This window comes from Streptomyces sp. NBC_01235, assembly GCF_035989285.1.
Lineage (GTDB): Bacteria > Actinomycetota > Actinomycetes > Streptomycetales > Streptomycetaceae > Streptomyces.
Genome location: NZ_CP108513.1, coordinates 10,248,921 through 10,265,225 on the forward strand (window position 1 = coordinate 10,248,921; position 16,305 = coordinate 10,265,225).

The window sequence follows — 16,305 nt, forward strand, 5'->3', positions numbered from 1 at the left end:
CATGGCGTGAGCCCACAGGAATCCATTCGACCAGCACGGAGTCAGGAAGATGACAAAACGCGCCTCGGACGTGTCCGCCGTGTCCGCGAGCCCGCCCAGGAGACGCAGTAAGTACATCCTTGCGCCGCTCGTCCTCATCGCGGCCAATGTTGTGCTCTTCGCGCTGTTCTTCGTCTGGCCGGCGGTGATCGGGCTCGTCTACTCCTTCACGAACTACACGGGTGTGGGGGCGTTCCAGTTCATCGGACTGGACAACTACCACAACCTGTTCGGGGACTCCACCTTCTACGACGCGCTGACCCGGACGCTGCTGTACGCCGTGCTCTTCGTACCGCTGAACTTCGCGCTCTCGCTGCTCGCCGCCAACCTGGTGGTGGGCAAGCACGCCAAGGGCGCGTCGGTCGCCCGCGTCATCTTCTTCATCCCGTGGCTTCTGTCGCCCATTGTCGTGGGTGTCCTGTGGCGGTGGCTGTTCGGTGAGAACTTCGGACTGGTCAACTACGTCATCGAGAAGCTCGGCGGAAGTGCCGTTCCGTGGCAGTCGAACGCGGACCTGTCGTTGATAGTGGTGGTGATGGCGGCATCCTGGGCCTGGACGGGTTTCTCGATGCTGCTGTTCATCGCGGCGATCAAGAACGTACCGGTGTCGTACTACGAGGCGGCCTCCCTCGACGGCGCCGGCCCCTGGCGGCAGTTCATCAGCATCACGCTGCCGAGCATCGCTCCCACCTCGTTCATCGTCATCCTGCTCAACACGATCAACGCGATGAAGGAATACCCGGTGTTCGTCGCCCTCAACAACGGCGGACCCGGCACGTCGAACAACCTGCTTGTCCAGTACATCTATGAGACCGGCTTCAAACGGGGCCAGATCGGCTACGCGAGCGCCGCGTCATTCGTGCTCATGCTCATCCTGATGGCCGTCGCGATCATCCAGCTGATCGTCAACCGGCGGGTGGAGAACCGATGACAACCACAGACATGCCACGCCCGGTCGACGCCGATCCCGGACGGGCCGTCTCCAAGAAGCGGCCCCGCAGGGCGGGTAGTGGTGGGCTCCGGCGGGCGGTGCCCGCGACGACACTGCTGTGGATCCTGGCGTGCCTGTACGGGTTGCCGGTGCTGTGGTTCATCCTCAGCTCCCTCAAGCCGGCCAGCGACCTGTTCTCCTATCCGCTGACGGTGGTTCCGCACAACCCCACCCTGTCGGGTTACCTGACGGCGTGGCGCAGTGCCAACTTCTCCCAGTACTTCATCAACACGGCCATCGTGTGCGTGATCACGACGATCCTCACGGTGGGAGTCAGCTGCTGCACCGGGTACGCGCTGGCCAAGTACGACAACAAGTGGCTCAAGGTCTTCTTCATCTGCATCCTGGCCACCACGATGCTGCCGTCTGAGGTCATGCTCGCCCCGGAGTTCCTGGTGGTCCGCAACCTCGGCCTCTACAACTCGTTCGCCGGCATCATCCTCCCGGCCGTGCTCACCGCGACCGGATGCTTCATGTTCCGCCAGTTCTTCCTGACGGTTCCCGACGAACTCGTGGAGGCCGCACGCATCGACGGCGCCCGCGAACTGTCGATCTTCCTGCGGATCATGGTGCCACTCTCCCGGCCCATCATGCTGACCCTCGCCATCCTGTCCTTCCAGTGGCGGTGGAACGACTACATCTGGCCGCTTCTGATGCTCAACGACCCCAACAAGTTCACCGTGCAGATCGGCATCCAGAGCATCGTCGGCGCGCAGAACATCAACTGGTCGGTACTGCTCGGCGCATCGGTCATCTCCATGATCCCTCTGATCGCGATCTTCCTGGTGTTCCAGCGCTACGTCATGGGCGCCGACATCAACGCCGGACTGAAGGACTGACCTTGCCCACCCCGCTCGACCACGAGTTCGTCCGCGCGGTGGCCGGCGCCGCCGACCGGCCGGCCGCCCCGCTGGCGGCCGGTCCTGGCGAGGAACCGGCCGGTGTGACCCACCGCGTTCTGGCACGCCGGGTGAAGACTCTGGTCGCGGCGTACCGTTCCCCGGACTCGGCACTGCACGGCAGCAGGCAGGCCGTCGCCGCCGCGATGACCCACCTCCGCGCTCTGCGGGCCGCGCAGACCACCACCGGCCTCTTCGCCGGCGGCGACAACGTGCAGTCACCGCCTGACTCCGCGTTCACCGTCAACGACGTGTGCGACGCGCACGTCCTCGCCGCCGGCGCGGGGCCGGAACTGCACGACGTCGCGGCCGTGCTCGCCGAGATCGCCGGCGCCGCCACCGAGAGTCTCCTGACCGGTGGGGTGCACACCCCGAACCACCGCTGGGAACTGTCCGCGGCGCTGGCCCGGCTGCACCGGTCGTTCCCGGACGACCGGCTGCTCGACCGCGTCGAGGAGTGGCTCGCCGAGGGCGTCGACATCGACGCGGAGGGCCTGTACTCGGAACGCAGCGCCAACTACGCGGCCCACGTGTCCAACCCTTCGCTGCTCCTGCTGGCCGAGGTCCTCGGCCGCGCCGACCTGCTGTACGCCGTCGAACGCAATCTCGCCACGACCCTGGACCTCATCAGGCCGGACGGCACGGTGGAGACCGTCCACTCGCGACGGCAGGACCAGAACCGCCCGTTCCCGCTGACGCCCTACCTGCCGCACTACCGGCTGCTCGCGATCCGCACCGGCCGGGGCGACTTCGCCCGGGTGGCGCGGCTGGCGGCCGCCGGCGGCATCGACGACCCCGACCTGCTCGCCGAGACCCTCCTCACCCCGGACCTGTGCTGCGCCCTGCCGGCCCCGGCCGCGGAGGCACTTCCGCGCGACCGGTACCTCACCACAGCACGCCTCGCCGCACGCGCCTCGGCCACCGCGCACACGGTGGTGTACGGCGGCTCCGACGTGCCCGAGCACCGGCGCATCCGCTCGGGCCTCGCCTGCAACCCCACCTTCCTGCGCCTGTTCGCCGGCAACGCCGTCCTCGACGCGGTCCGTCTTTCGCGGGGGTTCTTCGACCTGGGCCCGTTCCGCGCCGCCGACATGCAACGCCTCGCCGACAGCCGCTACCGGCTCACCGAAACCCTCTCGGCCGCCTACTACCAGCCGCTCCCGCCGGACCAGCGGCGGGACGACGGCGCCTACCGGATGGCGGACGAAGGACGCTTCTCGGCCGCGATGGCCTTCCCGGACCGGCCTCGGGACGAGGTCTCACACACGACCCGCGTCGAGGTGGACCTGAGGGACGACGGTGCCGACCTGCGGATCGACATCAGCGGACCACGGGTGCCCTGGGCCCTCGAACTGACCTTCCGGCCCGGCGGCGTGCCAGAGGGCGCCGTACCGATAGGCGACGGACGCTGGTGCCTGACGACCGGGCCGATGACCTACCGGGTCGGTGACGACGAGATCCGGGTCGAGGCCGACATCGAGGCAGGCGAATCGCTTGCCGGGCCGGACCGGAGCGACGTACTGCGGTACGACCCGGGGCAGGACCACACCGTGGTGGGCGGTACCGACGCGACGACCGGGAACCGCGTCTACATCGGTGGACATGGCCCGCAGACACTGACCGTCGCACTGCACGCCCGCCGGCCCGCACCCGTCGTGTGACCCCGACGAACCACGCCATGGCCACCCCAGGCATGAAGGGTTGATCCCCGTGTACCTCACGCACCAGCGCGGCCCGCTGCACGACCTGCCGGACACCCCGCAGGCGTACGACGCGGTCCTCGCGGACGTCACCGAGCAGGCGCTGGCCCGGCTGACGCCGGAAGGAAACCTCGAACACCCCGACTGCCTCGACGACATCGGCGACACCTCCCTCGGCATCACGTCCCTGCTGGCCCTGGCCTGGCAGCGCACCAAGGACCCGCGCCTGCCGGAGGCGGTGCGCCGCAGCCTCGCCTTCCATCTGCGCGAGCGGGTCTACCGGGAGGACAACCCCGGCTACCCGAACCTCACCGTGCGCGACTCGGGTCTCCCGTACGCCCGGTACGTCCTCGAGGCGGGCGCGCACCCCATCGGTGACTGGCCGAGCACGGTGTGGGCGCTGCTCCAGGCCGTCGACGTCCTCGACACGGCCGACGGACCGGTGGACGACGCGCAGCGCGCAGAACTGCTGGAGGTGGCGCGCGGCTACTGGAGCTGGCTGACCGAGGCGACCTTCTTCAACCCGCAGGAGGCGGGCAACCAGGCGATCGGCTGCGTGGTGGGCGGTCTGATGCTGGCGCGCCATCTGCCCGCTTCCGACGGAGCCCGGGTCCGGTCCCGCGCACTCGCGCTGTACACCGAGGAGATCCGCGCGCACCGGGTCCGCGACCGGGGCGCCCTGCTGCCCCCCGAGCACGGCGGCGCCTACGACAACAACTACGGCCCGATCTCCCTCTCCTTCCTCGCCCAGGCCCACCGGGTGAGCGGCGAGGAGATCTTCGCCGAGGACGGCGACGCGCTCGCCCGCTACATCGACGCCCGCCTCACCGGCGGCGGCTTCGACAAGGGCGGCCCCCGCTACAGCGAGCAGCACTCCGCCTTCGAGTCGGTCCTCGGGCTGCGCTACTTCGGCGCCCGTATCGGCTCCGACCTGGGCCGTTACCGGGGCGACAGCCGCTGGGCCCGGCACGCGGCCAAGGCGGACGGCGGGGTCGACGGGCACTTCGCGTGGATGCTGGTCTGGCAGATCCAGGACACCACGCGCTGGCATCGCGAGCCCTCCCCGCAGGCCGCACGGCACCAACTGCGGGCCGGCACGGTCTCGGTGGCCTTCGACAACCGGATGACGCCGGCGGTGATCGAGGCGGCCGGCGCCTACTACCTGCCCGCCGCCGTCAACCGTCAGCACGGCTTCGGCCCCGTCACCGACGGCTTCCTGCTGTGCCGCCCCATGGGCGAGGTCCGCGTGCGCGACGTCCGCGCCGACGGCCTGACCGCCAAGCTGGTCACCAAGCCGGTCGTCGGCCGTGACCATGTCCTGCGTCATGTGCGCTCCCTGTACGTCACCGACGGCACCACCCTGTGGACCACGGTCGCCGTGGAACGCCTCGACGGCACGCCCTACCTGCTGGCCGGCCTGCCGTACGCCGAGGACGACGGCGACCGGGTCCGTCGTACGGCACGCGCATCCGTCTCCTCGGGGGGCACCCTGCGTCTGACGCACCCCGAGGCGACCGGCGACGACTTCTTCGACGCCCGCGCCGAACTCACCCAGGAACAGGCCGCCTTCGCCCTCGCGGAGGACCCGCGCGGCTACGGCAACCCCGACGAGGGCTGGAAGCACCTGGTCGCCTCGACCGCCCTGGAGGCCGGGCCGGTCGCCGACGCCCCTGACGACCTGCACGTCTTCGCGGTGCGGTACGGCACCGAGGAGCCGTTCACCGTGTCCGTGGCGTGGGGCGAGGAGGGCCTGACCGTGACCACGGACGCCTTCACCGCCGTACTCGGACCGGACGACGCGCACGCCGAGCCGGAGCTGACACTGCGCGCCGTCAGCGACTGAGGTCCATGTCCGGCTCGCCGCGCACCGCGTACGCGGGCAGCCGGGCGTCCCGGAGGAACGCGGGGGACAGGGACAGCCCGAACCGCCGCTCCACCACACCCAGGCTGCGGCGGTACGCCGTCTTGTAGTGCTCGTCCTCCGGCGGGAGGTACGTCTTCCCGTCGGCGCTCAGGATGCCCGCGGCGACCAGGTCGGGCAGGAGGAGATCCGGCTCCTGCCCCCAGCGCCAGATCTCCTCCGTCAGGCCGTACCCGGTCAGGGACACGCCGTCGCGCGTGTAGTGGAAGGTGGCGGGCGGGTGTTCCAGGGGCGGCACGTAGTGCACGGCCTCGACGCCGTCCGCGGATATCTCCTCGAGCAGGTCACCGCCGGTGGAGTCGCCGTACTCCAGGGCGAAGGACCACTCCCCGGATCTGCCGGCGCGGATCACGCCGTCCCCGTCCCCGCCCGGCCGGTAGATCTCCATCTCGAGCTCCGACACCTCCGCGTGGGTGATCGGCTCCGTCGCGCAGTCCGGGGCGCCTCCCATGCGTACGGCGAGTTCCTCGGGGGAGATGCCCCGCGCGAAGACGACGCCGGACGTCCAACCGCTGTCGTCCACCAGCCATACGATTCCGTCAGTCATGCCACCGACCGTAACGGCAGCCACTGACAACGCGGTCGGCGTCAGACGGGTATCCGCACCACCAGGTCCGCCCGTTCCTTCGTCGCCGCGACCAGCTCGGCGTTGTGCTGGTCGCTTCTGGCCACCCAGGCCACCGCTTCCTCCTGCCCCTTGCCGAACTCCACGTGCCGGGCGACCAGTCGGCGCACGCGCTCCTCCTCGTCCGTCTCGCAGAACCACACCTCGTCCAGCTCCGCCCGCACCCGCTGCCACGGGCCGGTGCCGAGGAGGAGGTAGTTGCCCTCCGTGACGACCAGCCGGGCCGTCGGCGCCACCGGCACGGCCCCGGCGATCGGCTGCTCCAGGACCCGCTCGAAGCCGGGCGCGTACACCACGTCCGTGCTGTCGGCGGGCTCCTCACGCAGCCGGCGCAACAGGGCCGCGTACCCGGCCGCGTCGAAGGTGTCGGGCGCGCCCTTGCGATCCCGGCGGCCGAGGCGGTCCAGTTCTGCGTCGGCGAGGTGGAAGCCGTCCATCGGGACGTGCGCGACCCAGGGCTCCCCGGTGCCGTTCAGCTCCCGCACCAGGCGCTCGGCGAGGGTCGTCTTGCCCGCGCCTGGGCTGCCGGCGATACCGAGGAGCGCACGCCCGCCGCCGTCCCCGGCGAGGGAGCGGGCGCGTGTGAGCAGGTCGTCGAAAGTGAGCACACAGCAGAGTGTCGCAGTCTCCTGGAAGGAGACCCACAACGAAAGGAGGACGCCCGTGTCCGACGACGAGACGCAGATCCGCACGCTGATCACCCGCTGGGCCGACGCCGTCCACCGGGGCGACCTCGACACCGTCCTCGACCATCACGCGGAGGACCTGGTGATGTACGACGTGCCGGCGCCCCACGAGGGCATCCGGGGCCTGGCCGCCTACCGGGCGACCTGGCCGCCGTTCTTCGTCTGGCAGGCCCAGGGCGCCCGCTTCGACATCGACACCCTGGACGTCACCGCCGGTCACGACGTCGCGTACGCCCATGCCCTGCTGCGCTGCGGCACACCCGAGGAGCTCGCCGCGTGCCCCACGCTGAGGCTGCGGCTCACCTTCGGTCTGCGCAAGGAGCGCGGCCGCTGGCTGATCGCGCACGAGCACCACTCCTTCCCGCACGACTGACCGCGCACGACACGGCGCCCAGATGTGGTGTGCGCCACACAGGTGAGGGGCCCGATGCGGGGGAACCAGGCCTGTATGACGACGATGCTCGGTCTTCCCGAAGCCATCCAGGCCTGCCTCTTCGACCTCGACGGGGTGGTCACCCGGACGGCCGTGGTGCACGCGGCTGCCTGGAAGGAGACCTTCGACGCGTTCCTGCACGCGCGCGTGGGCGAGGGTTTCCAGCCGTTCGACGCGGGCGCCGACTACGACGAGTACGTCGACGGCCGCCCCCGCGCCGACGGCGTCCGCACCTTCCTCGCCTCCCGCGGCATCGAACTCCCCGAGGGCGAATCCGACGACCCGCCGGACGCGCAGAGCGTCCACGGTCTCGGCAACCGCAAGAACGAGCTGCTCCTGGACCGGATCCGCACCCAGGGCGTCGAGGCCTACGACGGCACCCTGCGCTACGTCGAGGCGGCACGCGCGCGTGGCCTGCGGACGGCGATCGTCTCCTCCAGCGCCAACACCCGCGACGTGCTGCGCTCGATCGGCGCCGAGCACCTCTTCGAGGTACGGATCGACGGCGTCGTGGCGGCCGAGCGGGGCCTGCCGGGCAAGCCGCGCCCCGACACGTTCCTGGCCGCCGCCCGCGACCTAGGTGTCGAGCCGCCGGGGGCGGCCGTCTTCGAGGACGCGCTGGCCGGGATGGACGCGGGCCGCGCCGGGAACTTCGGGTATGTCGTCGGCGTTGACCGGGTCGGGCAGGCCGACGCGCTGTACGCGCACGGCGCGGACGTCGTCGTGAAGGATCTGGACGACCTGCGTGGGCAGGGAGGGCGGGCGTGATCACTCACCGGTCGTACGCCGTGGAGCCCTGGTGCGTGCGCGAGACGGAGCTCAACCTCGACGTCCTGGCCCAGAGCGAGTCCGTGTTCGCCCTCTCCAACGGACACGTCGGCTGGCGCGGCAACCTCGACGAGGGCGAACCGCACGGCCTGCCCGGCGCCTACCTCAACGGGGTCCACGAACTGCACCCCCTGCCCTACGCCGAGGCGGGCTACGGGTATCCGGAGTCCGGGCAGACGGTCATCAACGTCACCAACGGCAAGGTCCTGCGGCTGCTGGTCGACGACGAGCCCTTCGACCTGCGCTACGGCCGGCTCGTCGCGCACGAGCGGGTGCTCGACCTGCGGCGGGGCGTCCTGGAGCGGACCTGTGAGTGGACCTCGCCGGCCGGGTCCACGGTCCGGGTGCGCTCGATCCGGCTGGTCTCGCTCACCCAGCGGGCCGTCGCCGCCGTCGCCTACGAGGTGGAGGCCGTCGGCAGCCGCTCCCGGGTGGTGATCCAGTCCGAGCTGGTCACCAACGAGAGCCTGCCCGACCCGAACGGCGACCCGCGCGCGGCCCGCGCCCTGAAGTCGCCGCTGGAGCCGGAGGAGGACATCGCGGTGGGCAGCCGGCTGCGGCTCGTCCACCGCACCAAACGCAGCGGGCTGCGGGTCGCCGTGGCCGCCGACCACACCGTCACCGGACCCGACCGGACCACCACCGACAGCGAGAGCAACGTCGACGTCGCCCGGTTCACCGTCACCTCCGTGCTGGAGCCCGGTGAGCGGCTGCGCGTGGAGAAGCTCGTCGCCCACGGCTGGTCCGGCGCCCGATCCCGCCCCGCGATGAGCGACCAGGTGGAGGCGGCCCTCGCGGCGGCCGGACACAGCGGCTGGGACGGTCTACTCGACGACCAGCGTGACTACCTCGACGACTTCTGGTCCCGCGCGGACGTCGAGGTCGACGGCGACGAGGAGATCCAGCAGGCCGTCCGCTTCGCTCTCTTCCACGTCCTGCAGGCCGGCGCCCGCGCCGAACAACGTGCCATACCCGCGAAGGGGTTGACCGGTTCCGGCTACGACGGCCACGCCTTCTGGGACACCGAGACGTTCGTGCTCCCCCTGCTGACCTACACCGCGCCCGGCGCCGTCGCCGAGGCCCTGCGCTGGCGGCAGAACACCCTGCCCGCCGCCCGCGAGCGCGCCACCCAACTCGGGCTGAGCGGCGCCGCGTTCCCTTGGCGGACCATCGAGGGCTCGGAGGGCTCGGCGTACTGGCCGGCCGGGACCGCCGCCTTCCACGTCAACGCCGACATCGCCGACGCCGTCGTACGGTATGTCGCCGCGACCGGGGACGCGGAATTCGAACGGAGCACGGGCGTCGAGCTGTTGGTGGAGACCGCCCGGCTGTGGCGCTCGCTCGGCCATCACGACGCGCACGGCACGTTCCACATCGACGGGGTCACCGGACCCGACGAGTACAGCGCGGTCGCCGACGACAACACCTACACCAACCTGATGGCCCGCGCGAACCTCCTCGCCGCAGCCGACGCCGTCGAACGCCACCCGGAGGAGGCCGCCCGGCTCGGTGCGGACGAGGAGGAGAGCGCGGCCTGGCGGGACGCGGCCGAAGCGGTGCACGTGCCCTACAACCACGAACTCGGCGTACACGAACAGCATGCGGGCTTCACCCGCTACCAGCGCTGGGACTTCGCCGGCACCCGCCCCGACCAGTACCCCCTGCTGCTGCACTTCCCGTACTTCGACCTCTACCGCAAACAGGTCGTCAAACAGGCCGACCTGGTCCTGGCGATGTACACCTGCGCGAGCCACTTCGACGACGAACAACTCGCCCGCAACTTCGCCTACTACGAGCCGCTGACCGTCCGCGACTCCTCCCTCTCGGCCTGCTGCCAGGCCGTGATCGCCGCGCAGGCCGGCCATCTGCGCCTGGCCTACGACTACACGGCCGAGGCCGCGCTGATGGACCTGGCCGACCTGGAGAACAACACCCGCGACGGACTGCACATCGCCTCCCTGGCGGGTACCTGGATGGCGCTGGTCGCCGGTTTCGGCGGGCTGCGCGGCGACGGCGACGGCCTGCGCTTCGCACCCCGGCTGCCCGAGACGTTCAGCCGACTCGCCTTCAGCGTCCAGCTCCTCGGCCGCCGCCTGCGCGTGGAGATCGGCCCGGACAAGACCGCCTACACCCTGCTGTCCGGCCCACCTCTGACGATCCGTCACCACGGCACGCCGGTAAGGGTGAACGGTGACGGACCCGTCGTGCGCGCCATGCCGCCCGCACCGACGCGACCAGCCCCCGGGCAACCCCCGCACCGGGGGCCGAACACCCGCTGAGGACCGGGCCGGGCGCGAAACCCATCTGGCCGTACTCCACCCCGCAGGGCGGAACGGTGCGGGTTGCTTTGATCGTGTTTTTCCGGTCGATGACGAGGGGTGGACGATGGCCCGGGGCGGGAACGCCACGTTCGTCGGCCGGCGACGACGCACCCCGCCAGAGCGCCCGGCATGTCGCGTCGCCGGCCCGGCGCATGGCCGCTCGCGGCCGTGGCCGGCGCCTTCACCCTGGCCCAACTGCTCCTCGTCCGCCGGACACGGGCCTCGGCTGGGACGAGACGGCCCACGTCAGCCAGGTCGTCGCCCAGGCGCCGCCGGCCTTCTTCGGCGCACCGCGGGACCGGGGCGTCCGCCTGCCGGGACCTGCGGTGCCGCTCGTGGCCGCGCGGTTCGGCGTCGCCTCCGCCAACCACGTCCTGCGGTCCCCGGCCTGCCAGTGCTCGGCGCACTGGCCCGCGGCCGAGCGCTGTGAGCCGAAGTGGTGGGCTCCGGACATCGGATCCTGTGGGCCGTACATGTGTTTCCCGGGCGTCGGGCGCAGGTAGGTAGGGGGTGTCGGAGGCAGCGGCGAGGGGGAGTGGCATGGCGGAGAGCGGACACGACGGACGGCCGGCGGACGAGTTCTTCACGGTGGGCGGCTCGTCCTTCCGTGAGTTCCTGGCGGCGCACCGGCCCGAACTGCTGCCCACGCGCAGAGCGTTCCCCGACGGTGTCCGGGCCGCCCCCGACAGCTTTCCGCACGGTACGACCGTGCTGGCCCTCTCCTACCGCGACGGCGTGCTGATCGCCGGTGACCGCCGGGCCACGATGGGCAACCTCATCGCCCAGCGCGACCTGGAGAAGGTGCACCCGGCGGACGACCACACCGCCGTCGCCTTCGCCGGCACCGTCGGACTCGCCCTGGACATGGTGAAGCTGTACCAGGTGGAGCTCACGCACTTCGAAAAGGTCGAGGGCGTCCCCATGACCCTCGCCGCGAAGGCGCGCAGGCTGGCCACGATGATCCGGCAGAACCTCGACCAGGCCATGCAGGGCCTCGCCGTCGTCCCGCTCCTCGCCGGCTACGACACCGCCGCCGCACCGGGCGCCCGCGGCCGCATCTTCAGTTTCGACGTGGCCGGCGGCCTGTACGAGAAGTCGCCCTTCCACGCCGAGGGTTCCGGCTCCCCGTACGCCCGCGGGTCGCTGAAGAAGCTGTACCGCTCCGACATGTCCCGGCGCGAGGCGGCCCTGGCCGCGCTCCAGGCGCTGTACGACGCGGCCGACGACGACTCCGCCACCGGCGGCCCCGACATCAACCGCCGTATCTTCCCGATCGTCTCGGTCATCACCGAGGAGGGCTTCGAACGGCTGCCGGAGACGGAGACGGAGGAACTCAGCCGAGAGATGGTCGAGCGGCGCCGCAGCAGGCCGGACGGTCCGACCGCCACCGCGTGACACCCCGGGTCTACACGCAGCCGGTCCGCAAGGTCTACTACAACCTCACCTCACCTCACCTCACCTCACCGTCACCGTCACCGTCACCGTCACCGGCCTGTCCCTGGCCCTCGTCACCTGCACCGTCGAACTCCTCGGCCTGTCGGCGGAGCGGCTCGGCCTGCACGGACGGTTCTGGGACGGGATCGCCGGCATGGACCTCAACACCCTGGGCTTCGTTGTCGTCGGCCTGTTCTTCGCCGCCTGGGCCGTCGCCCTGGTGGTGTGGAAGGTGGCCCGGGTCAAGGAGAAGTGGCCGGCGAACCCGATCCAAATCCGTCGTCCGCCGGTGTTCAGTCGCGCACTCCCCACTCCTTGCGCCATCTCACGATCTGCTGCGCGGGATCCCCCGTGTACGACCAGGGTGTCCGCGTCGCCCGGCGGCCGAGGATTTCCAGGAGTGGCGTCGCCACGTCCGCCATGCCCGCCGAACACGCCGCGTGGGCCAGGTAGTTGACGTCGCGCAGCTCGCCCGGCGCGACGGTGTCCTCCTTGCGGCCCATGATCCAGCGGTCCCAGGTGCGGCGGACGTCGCTGACGGCGCCGTCGTTGTTCCAGTGCTGGCCGAGGCCCACCGCGGTGGAGCGGCCCCGCGTGGTGTCGAGGGAGTGGCGGAACTCCTCGACGCGCGCGTACTGCACCAGTACCGGCAGTGGGCAGCCCGGCGGGGCCACGCCGGCCGCGTCACGGGCGAAGTCGTACATCAGACCGTGCGAGCCGTGCCAGCGGGCCGAGTAGTAGTGCAGGACCTGGAGGTGGCCCTCCATGCTGTAGGGGTCCCGCCGGTGCAACTCGTCCCACCAGCGGGCCAGTTCCTGTCGGCGCACCCCGGCCGGATAGAGGCGGGCGACCGAGATCAGCGAGGTCCACGGCGTCGGATCGTCCAGATAGGCCTCGGCCGCGGCCAGGCACGCCAGCACCGCGGCGTCGATCCGGGTCTGGTCGATCGGCGCGCCCCGCCCCGCGGTGATCGCCAGGTTGAACGCCCGGGCCGTCTCCGTGGCGGCCCGCAGCACCAGCGCGTCGGCGCTGTACGGCTCGGCGGCCAGCCAGGTCTCCACGGTCGAACTGCCCGCGCAGGCCTGGGCGAGGAGCCGGACCCGGTGGCCGCGGGCGAGCCAGTCGGGGCCGGTCGCGCGCAGCAGGTCCCGCAGGCCCTGCCAGCGGCCGATGACGATGTCGTGCCGGGTGGAGGAGAGCGGAGCGTCCCCGCAGTCGGGGTCGAAATCGGGAGCGAAACGGTCCCGCGCCATCGGGTTCCTTCTCAGAAGTCGGTGGACAGACCCTCATGGGCGGCGGAGCGCGCGGCCGGGCGCCCGTCGGGCACATAGCCGGCCTCCACGGTCCGTGAGGCGTCCAGCCGGGCGGGCCGGTAGTAGTCGCTGCCCTGTCGCCAGTACCAGAGCATCGGCATCAGTCCGACGGCGAGCCCGCCGATGCCGATGGCGACCGCCGCGGGGTTCAGCTCACCGAGCGACTCCAGGAAGATCCAGAACATGAACAGGGCGCCGAACAGCGGCCACAGTCCACCGAGGAGGAAGTCGGACGCGGACCTCAGCAGGGTCCTGCGGTACGCGACAACGGCCGCCAGGCCCGCCAGCCCGTAGTAGACGGCGATCTGGAGGCCGATCGCCGAGATCGCGTCGGCCAGGATGTCGCCCACCGAGCCCAGCGCGTTGGAGGCGACGAACAGCACCAGCGCCACGCCGCCCACCACCGCGATCGCCACCCAGGGAGTGTTCCACGTGCGGTGCACCCGGCCCAGCGCGGACGGCATCGTACGGTCGCGGCCCATGGCAAACAGCGAGCGCGTGACCTGGATCAGGGTGGTCTCCAGGGTGGCGACGGTCGACAGCATGACCGCCACGATCAGCAGCTTGCCGCCCCAGCCCGGCCACACCTCCTCGCCCAGCGCCGCCAGCACGTTCGCCCCGTTGTTCTCGATCCGTTGCGAGCTGAGGACGACGTTCACCGCGATGGTGAAGACCTCGAACAGCAGGAAGACGATGCCGACCCCGATCAGCCCCGCGAGACCGGTCGTACGGCGGCTGTTGCGGGTCTCCTCGCTGAGGTTGCTGGTGACGTCCCAGCCCCAATAGTAGAAGGCGGCGACCAGCGCGCCGGACGCGAACCCGGACACCCCGTCGAAGTGGCTGAACCCGAGCCAGGACCAGTCGAACGGCAGCGAGTTGTCCGTGTGGAAGAGGGCGAGCACCGCGAACAGCGCCAGGATCGCCAGCTCCACGCCCGACATGATCAGCTGCGCGCGCACGGTGAGCCGGGCCCCGCCCAGCACCACCGCCAGCATCACCAGGAACCAGGCGGCGCCGACGACGGTCGACAGCGCGGTGTTGTCGGCGAGGCCCTCGTCGAACAGGGCGAGCGTCATCGCCCCGGCGGGCAGCGACCCCGCCACCATGAAGATGGTCGCCGAGATCACCAGCGCCCAGCCGCTGATGAAGCCCAGGAAGGGATGGAGCGTGCGCCCCACCCAGGAGTAACTGGCCCCCGCGTTGACGTCGATCCTGCTGAGCCGGCTGAACGCCAGCGCGATGCCCAGCATCGGTATCGCGCAGTACAGCAGAGCCGCCGGACCGGCCAGCCCCACGGCGCCGGCCAGGACCGCCGTGGTGGCGGCGATGGAGTACGCCGGGGCACTGCCGGCGACCGCCATCACCACCGTGTCGAAGGTGCCCAGCACGTTCGCCTGGAGCCCTCTTCCGGTGCTGTTGCTCATGGTTGTGCTGCTTTCCTTCGTGCACGCCGCCCGTGCGGGAACGACCCGACGGCGTATGGGGGGTGAGGAGTGGAGCAGTGGAGCGCCGCCGCGCGTCGAGAGGGATGACCTCGAAAAACGTCGGCGGAGAAGAGCACGGAGAGTACCGTTCCAGCACTGCGTCGCCGGACGGTCACACCGAGTGTGCGAGTGACTATAGCCCCAACGGTTGAGCTTTCAAGATTGACGGATGGGTAATGTTCATGACGAAAACCCCGAGCGGCGCCTCGCGGAAGTCAGTCGCCGATCCGGTCCAATTGCCGTAGCCGGTTGGTGGCGTCGAGCGCGGCGACCTTGTACGACTCCGCCAGCGTCGGATAGTTGAACACCGCGTCGACCAGGTAGTCGACGGTCCCGCCACAGCCCATCACCGACTGCCCGATGTGGATCAGCTCGGTCGCCCCGGTGCCGAAGCAGTGCACGCCGAGCAGCGTCCGGTCCTCGGGCGAGACCAGCAGTTTCAGCATGCCGTGCGCGTCGCCGATGATCTGCCCGCGGGCCAGTTCGCGGTAGCGCGCGACGCCCACCTCGAACGGCACCCGCTCCTCGGTGAGCTGGTCCTCCGTCCGCCCCACGAAACTGATCTCCGGGATGGTGTAGATGCCGATCGGCTGGAGGTGGTGCATCTGCCCGACGGGCTCGCCGCAGGCGTGGTACGCGGCCGCCCGGCCCTGTTCCATCGCGGTCGCCGCGAGCGCCGGGAAACCGATGACGTCGCCGACGGCGTAGATGTGCGGGACCGGCGTGCGGTAGTGCTCGTCGACCTCGATGCGGCCGCGCCGGTCCGCCGCCAACCCGGCTTTGTCCAGGTCGAGTTCGTCGGTCAGGCCCTGTCGGCCGGCCGAGTACATCACCGCGTCCGCGGGGATCCTCTTCCCGCTCTCCAGCACGGTCAGCGCACCCCGCGGATGCCGCTCCACGGCGGCGACGGTCTCCCCGAACCGGAAGGCCACCGCCAGGTCCCGCAGGTGGTACTTGAGCGACTCGATGACCTCGACGTCGCACATGTCGAGCATCCCGGCGCGCTTCTCCACCACCGTCACCTTGCTGCCCAGCGCGGCGAACATACTTGCGTATTCCATGCCGATCACACCGGCGCCGACGATCACCATGGACTGTGGAACCCGCTCGATCGTCAGGACGTTGTCGGAGTCGAGGATGGTCCGCCCGTCGAACTCCACGCTGTCCGGCCGCGCCGGCCGCGTCCCGGTGGCGATCACGATGTGCTCGGCGCTGATCAGCCGCTCCTGTCCGGTGATCTCCCGCAGGGCGATCGTGTGGTCGTCGACGAACCGGCCGGTGCCGGCGAACTGGGCGACGTGGTTGCGGGTCAACTGGCTGCGGATGACGTCGATCTCCCGCCCGACCACGTGTTGGGTGCGGGCCGTCAGATCGCCGACGGTGATGTTCTCCTTGAGCCGGTAGCTCTGTCCGTACAGGTCGCGCTGGGTGAGACCGGTGAGATAGAGCACCGCCTCGCGCAGCGTCTTGGAGGGAATGGTGCCGGTGTGGAGGGAGACCCCGCCGACCATGTCGGGGCGGTCGACGACGGCGACTCGGCGGCCCAGTTTGGCCGCGGCGATGGCGGCCTTCTGACCGCCGGGACCTGATCCGAGGACGAGCATGTCGAAGTCGGGCACCCTCCGCAGTCT

General features: G+C 70.7%; 13 protein-coding genes and 1 pseudogene. 9 read left to right on the top strand and 5 right to left on the bottom strand.

Features of this window, described 5'->3' with window-relative positions; genetic code table 11:
* Positions 1-49: 49 nt before the first annotated feature.
* The 4 genes from OG289_RS45995 to OG289_RS46010 are packed head-to-tail and all read left to right on the top strand — an operon-like array spanning position 50 to position 5,472.
* Complete coding sequence (locus OG289_RS45995) at positions 50-970, top strand: carbohydrate ABC transporter permease (RefSeq protein WP_327319970.1); 921 nt, start codon at positions 50-52, stop codon at positions 968-970.
* Positions 967-1,869, top strand: coding sequence for a carbohydrate ABC transporter permease (locus OG289_RS46000; protein ID WP_327319971.1), 903 nt, complete (start codon positions 967-969; stop codon positions 1,867-1,869). Before OG289_RS45995 ends, OG289_RS46000 begins: the two co-directional genes overlap by 4 nt.
* 2 nt (positions 1,870-1,871) lie before the next feature.
* Complete coding sequence (locus tag OG289_RS46005) at positions 1,872-3,590, top strand: hypothetical protein (RefSeq protein ID WP_327319972.1); 1,719 nt, start codon at positions 1,872-1,874, stop codon at positions 3,588-3,590.
* Between the two features lie 49 nt (positions 3,591-3,639).
* Positions 3,640-5,472 (top strand): hypothetical protein, encoded by a 1,833-nt coding sequence (locus tag OG289_RS46010; protein ID WP_327319973.1) that lies wholly within the window; start codon positions 3,640-3,642, stop codon positions 5,470-5,472.
* Here the strand turns inward: OG289_RS46010 and OG289_RS46015 are convergent.
* Positions 5,462-6,097, bottom strand: a complete 636-nt coding sequence (locus tag OG289_RS46015; RefSeq protein ID WP_327319974.1) for a DUF6461 domain-containing protein — start codon at positions 6,095-6,097, stop codon at positions 5,462-5,464. The two genes, OG289_RS46010 and OG289_RS46015, sit on opposite strands and share 11 nt — an antisense overlap.
* A 41-nt stretch (positions 6,098-6,138) precedes the next feature.
* Entirely contained in the window at positions 6,139-6,783 is a 645-nt protein-coding gene (locus tag OG289_RS46020; protein WP_327319975.1) for a nucleoside/nucleotide kinase family protein, read from the bottom strand.
* 55 nt (positions 6,784-6,838) lie between these two features.
* On the opposite strand from OG289_RS46020, the gene OG289_RS46025 reads away from it, so the two are divergent.
* The 5 genes and pseudogenes from OG289_RS46025 to OG289_RS49895 form a co-directional block, all read left to right on the top strand.
* Positions 6,839-7,234, top strand: a complete 396-nt coding sequence (locus OG289_RS46025) for a YybH family protein (protein ID WP_327319976.1) — start codon at positions 6,839-6,841, stop codon at positions 7,232-7,234.
* A gap of 75 nt (positions 7,235-7,309) precedes the next feature.
* A complete protein-coding gene (locus OG289_RS46030; RefSeq protein ID WP_327319977.1) occupies positions 7,310-8,062 on the top strand; it encodes an HAD family hydrolase in 753 nt (250 codons plus the stop codon).
* A complete protein-coding gene (locus OG289_RS46035; protein WP_327319978.1) occupies positions 8,059-10,401 on the top strand; it encodes a glycoside hydrolase family 65 protein in 2,343 nt (780 codons plus the stop codon). Before OG289_RS46030 ends, OG289_RS46035 begins: the two co-directional genes overlap by 4 nt.
* A gap of 582 nt (positions 10,402-10,983) precedes the next feature.
* Positions 10,984-11,838, top strand: a complete 855-nt coding sequence (gene prcB / locus OG289_RS46045; RefSeq protein ID WP_327319979.1) for a proteasome subunit beta — start codon at positions 10,984-10,986, stop codon at positions 11,836-11,838.
* Positions 11,839-11,941: 103 nt separating this feature from the next.
* Positions 11,942-12,040, top strand: a pseudogene (locus OG289_RS49895) (hypothetical protein); the annotation flags it as partial.
* Positions 12,041-12,170: 130 nt separating this feature from the next.
* Here OG289_RS49895 and OG289_RS46055 read toward each other — a convergent pair.
* The 3 genes from OG289_RS46055 to sthA form a co-directional block, all read right to left on the bottom strand.
* The gene (locus OG289_RS46055; protein ID WP_327319980.1) at positions 12,171-13,130 is read right to left on the bottom strand and encodes a hypothetical protein; all 960 of its coding nucleotides are present in this window, start codon (positions 13,128-13,130) and stop codon (positions 12,171-12,173) included.
* Between the two features lie 11 nt (positions 13,131-13,141).
* Complete coding sequence (locus tag OG289_RS46060) at positions 13,142-14,614, bottom strand: APC family permease (RefSeq protein ID WP_327319981.1); 1,473 nt, start codon at positions 14,612-14,614, stop codon at positions 13,142-13,144.
* A 275-nt stretch (positions 14,615-14,889) separates the two neighbouring features.
* Entirely contained in the window at positions 14,890-16,293 is a 1,404-nt protein-coding gene (gene sthA / locus OG289_RS46065; RefSeq protein WP_327319982.1) for a Si-specific NAD(P)(+) transhydrogenase, read from the bottom strand.
* Between the last annotated feature and the right edge of the window lie 12 nt (positions 16,294-16,305).

Excerpts from the sequence above, each read along its gene's own strand:
- OG289_RS46015 (WP_327319974.1), bottom strand. The coding sequence starts at position 6,097 with ATGACTGACGGAATCGTATGGCTGGTGGACGACAGCGGTTGGACGTCC.
- OG289_RS46060 (WP_327319981.1), bottom strand. The coding sequence starts at position 14,614 with ATGAGCAACAGCACCGGAAGAGGGCTCCAGGCGAACGTGCTGGGCACC.
- OG289_RS46030 (WP_327319977.1), top strand. The coding sequence starts at position 7,310 with ATGACGACGATGCTCGGTCTTCCCGAAGCCATCCAGGCCTGCCTCTTC.
- OG289_RS46000 (WP_327319971.1), top strand. The coding sequence starts at position 967 with ATGACAACCACAGACATGCCACGCCCGGTCGACGCCGATCCCGGACGG.
- OG289_RS46055 (WP_327319980.1), bottom strand. The coding sequence starts at position 13,130 with ATGGCGCGGGACCGTTTCGCTCCCGATTTCGACCCCGACTGCGGGGAC.
- prcB (WP_327319979.1), top strand. The coding sequence starts at position 10,984 with ATGGCGGAGAGCGGACACGACGGACGGCCGGCGGACGAGTTCTTCACG.
- OG289_RS45995 (WP_327319970.1), top strand. The coding sequence starts at position 50 with ATGACAAAACGCGCCTCGGACGTGTCCGCCGTGTCCGCGAGCCCGCCC.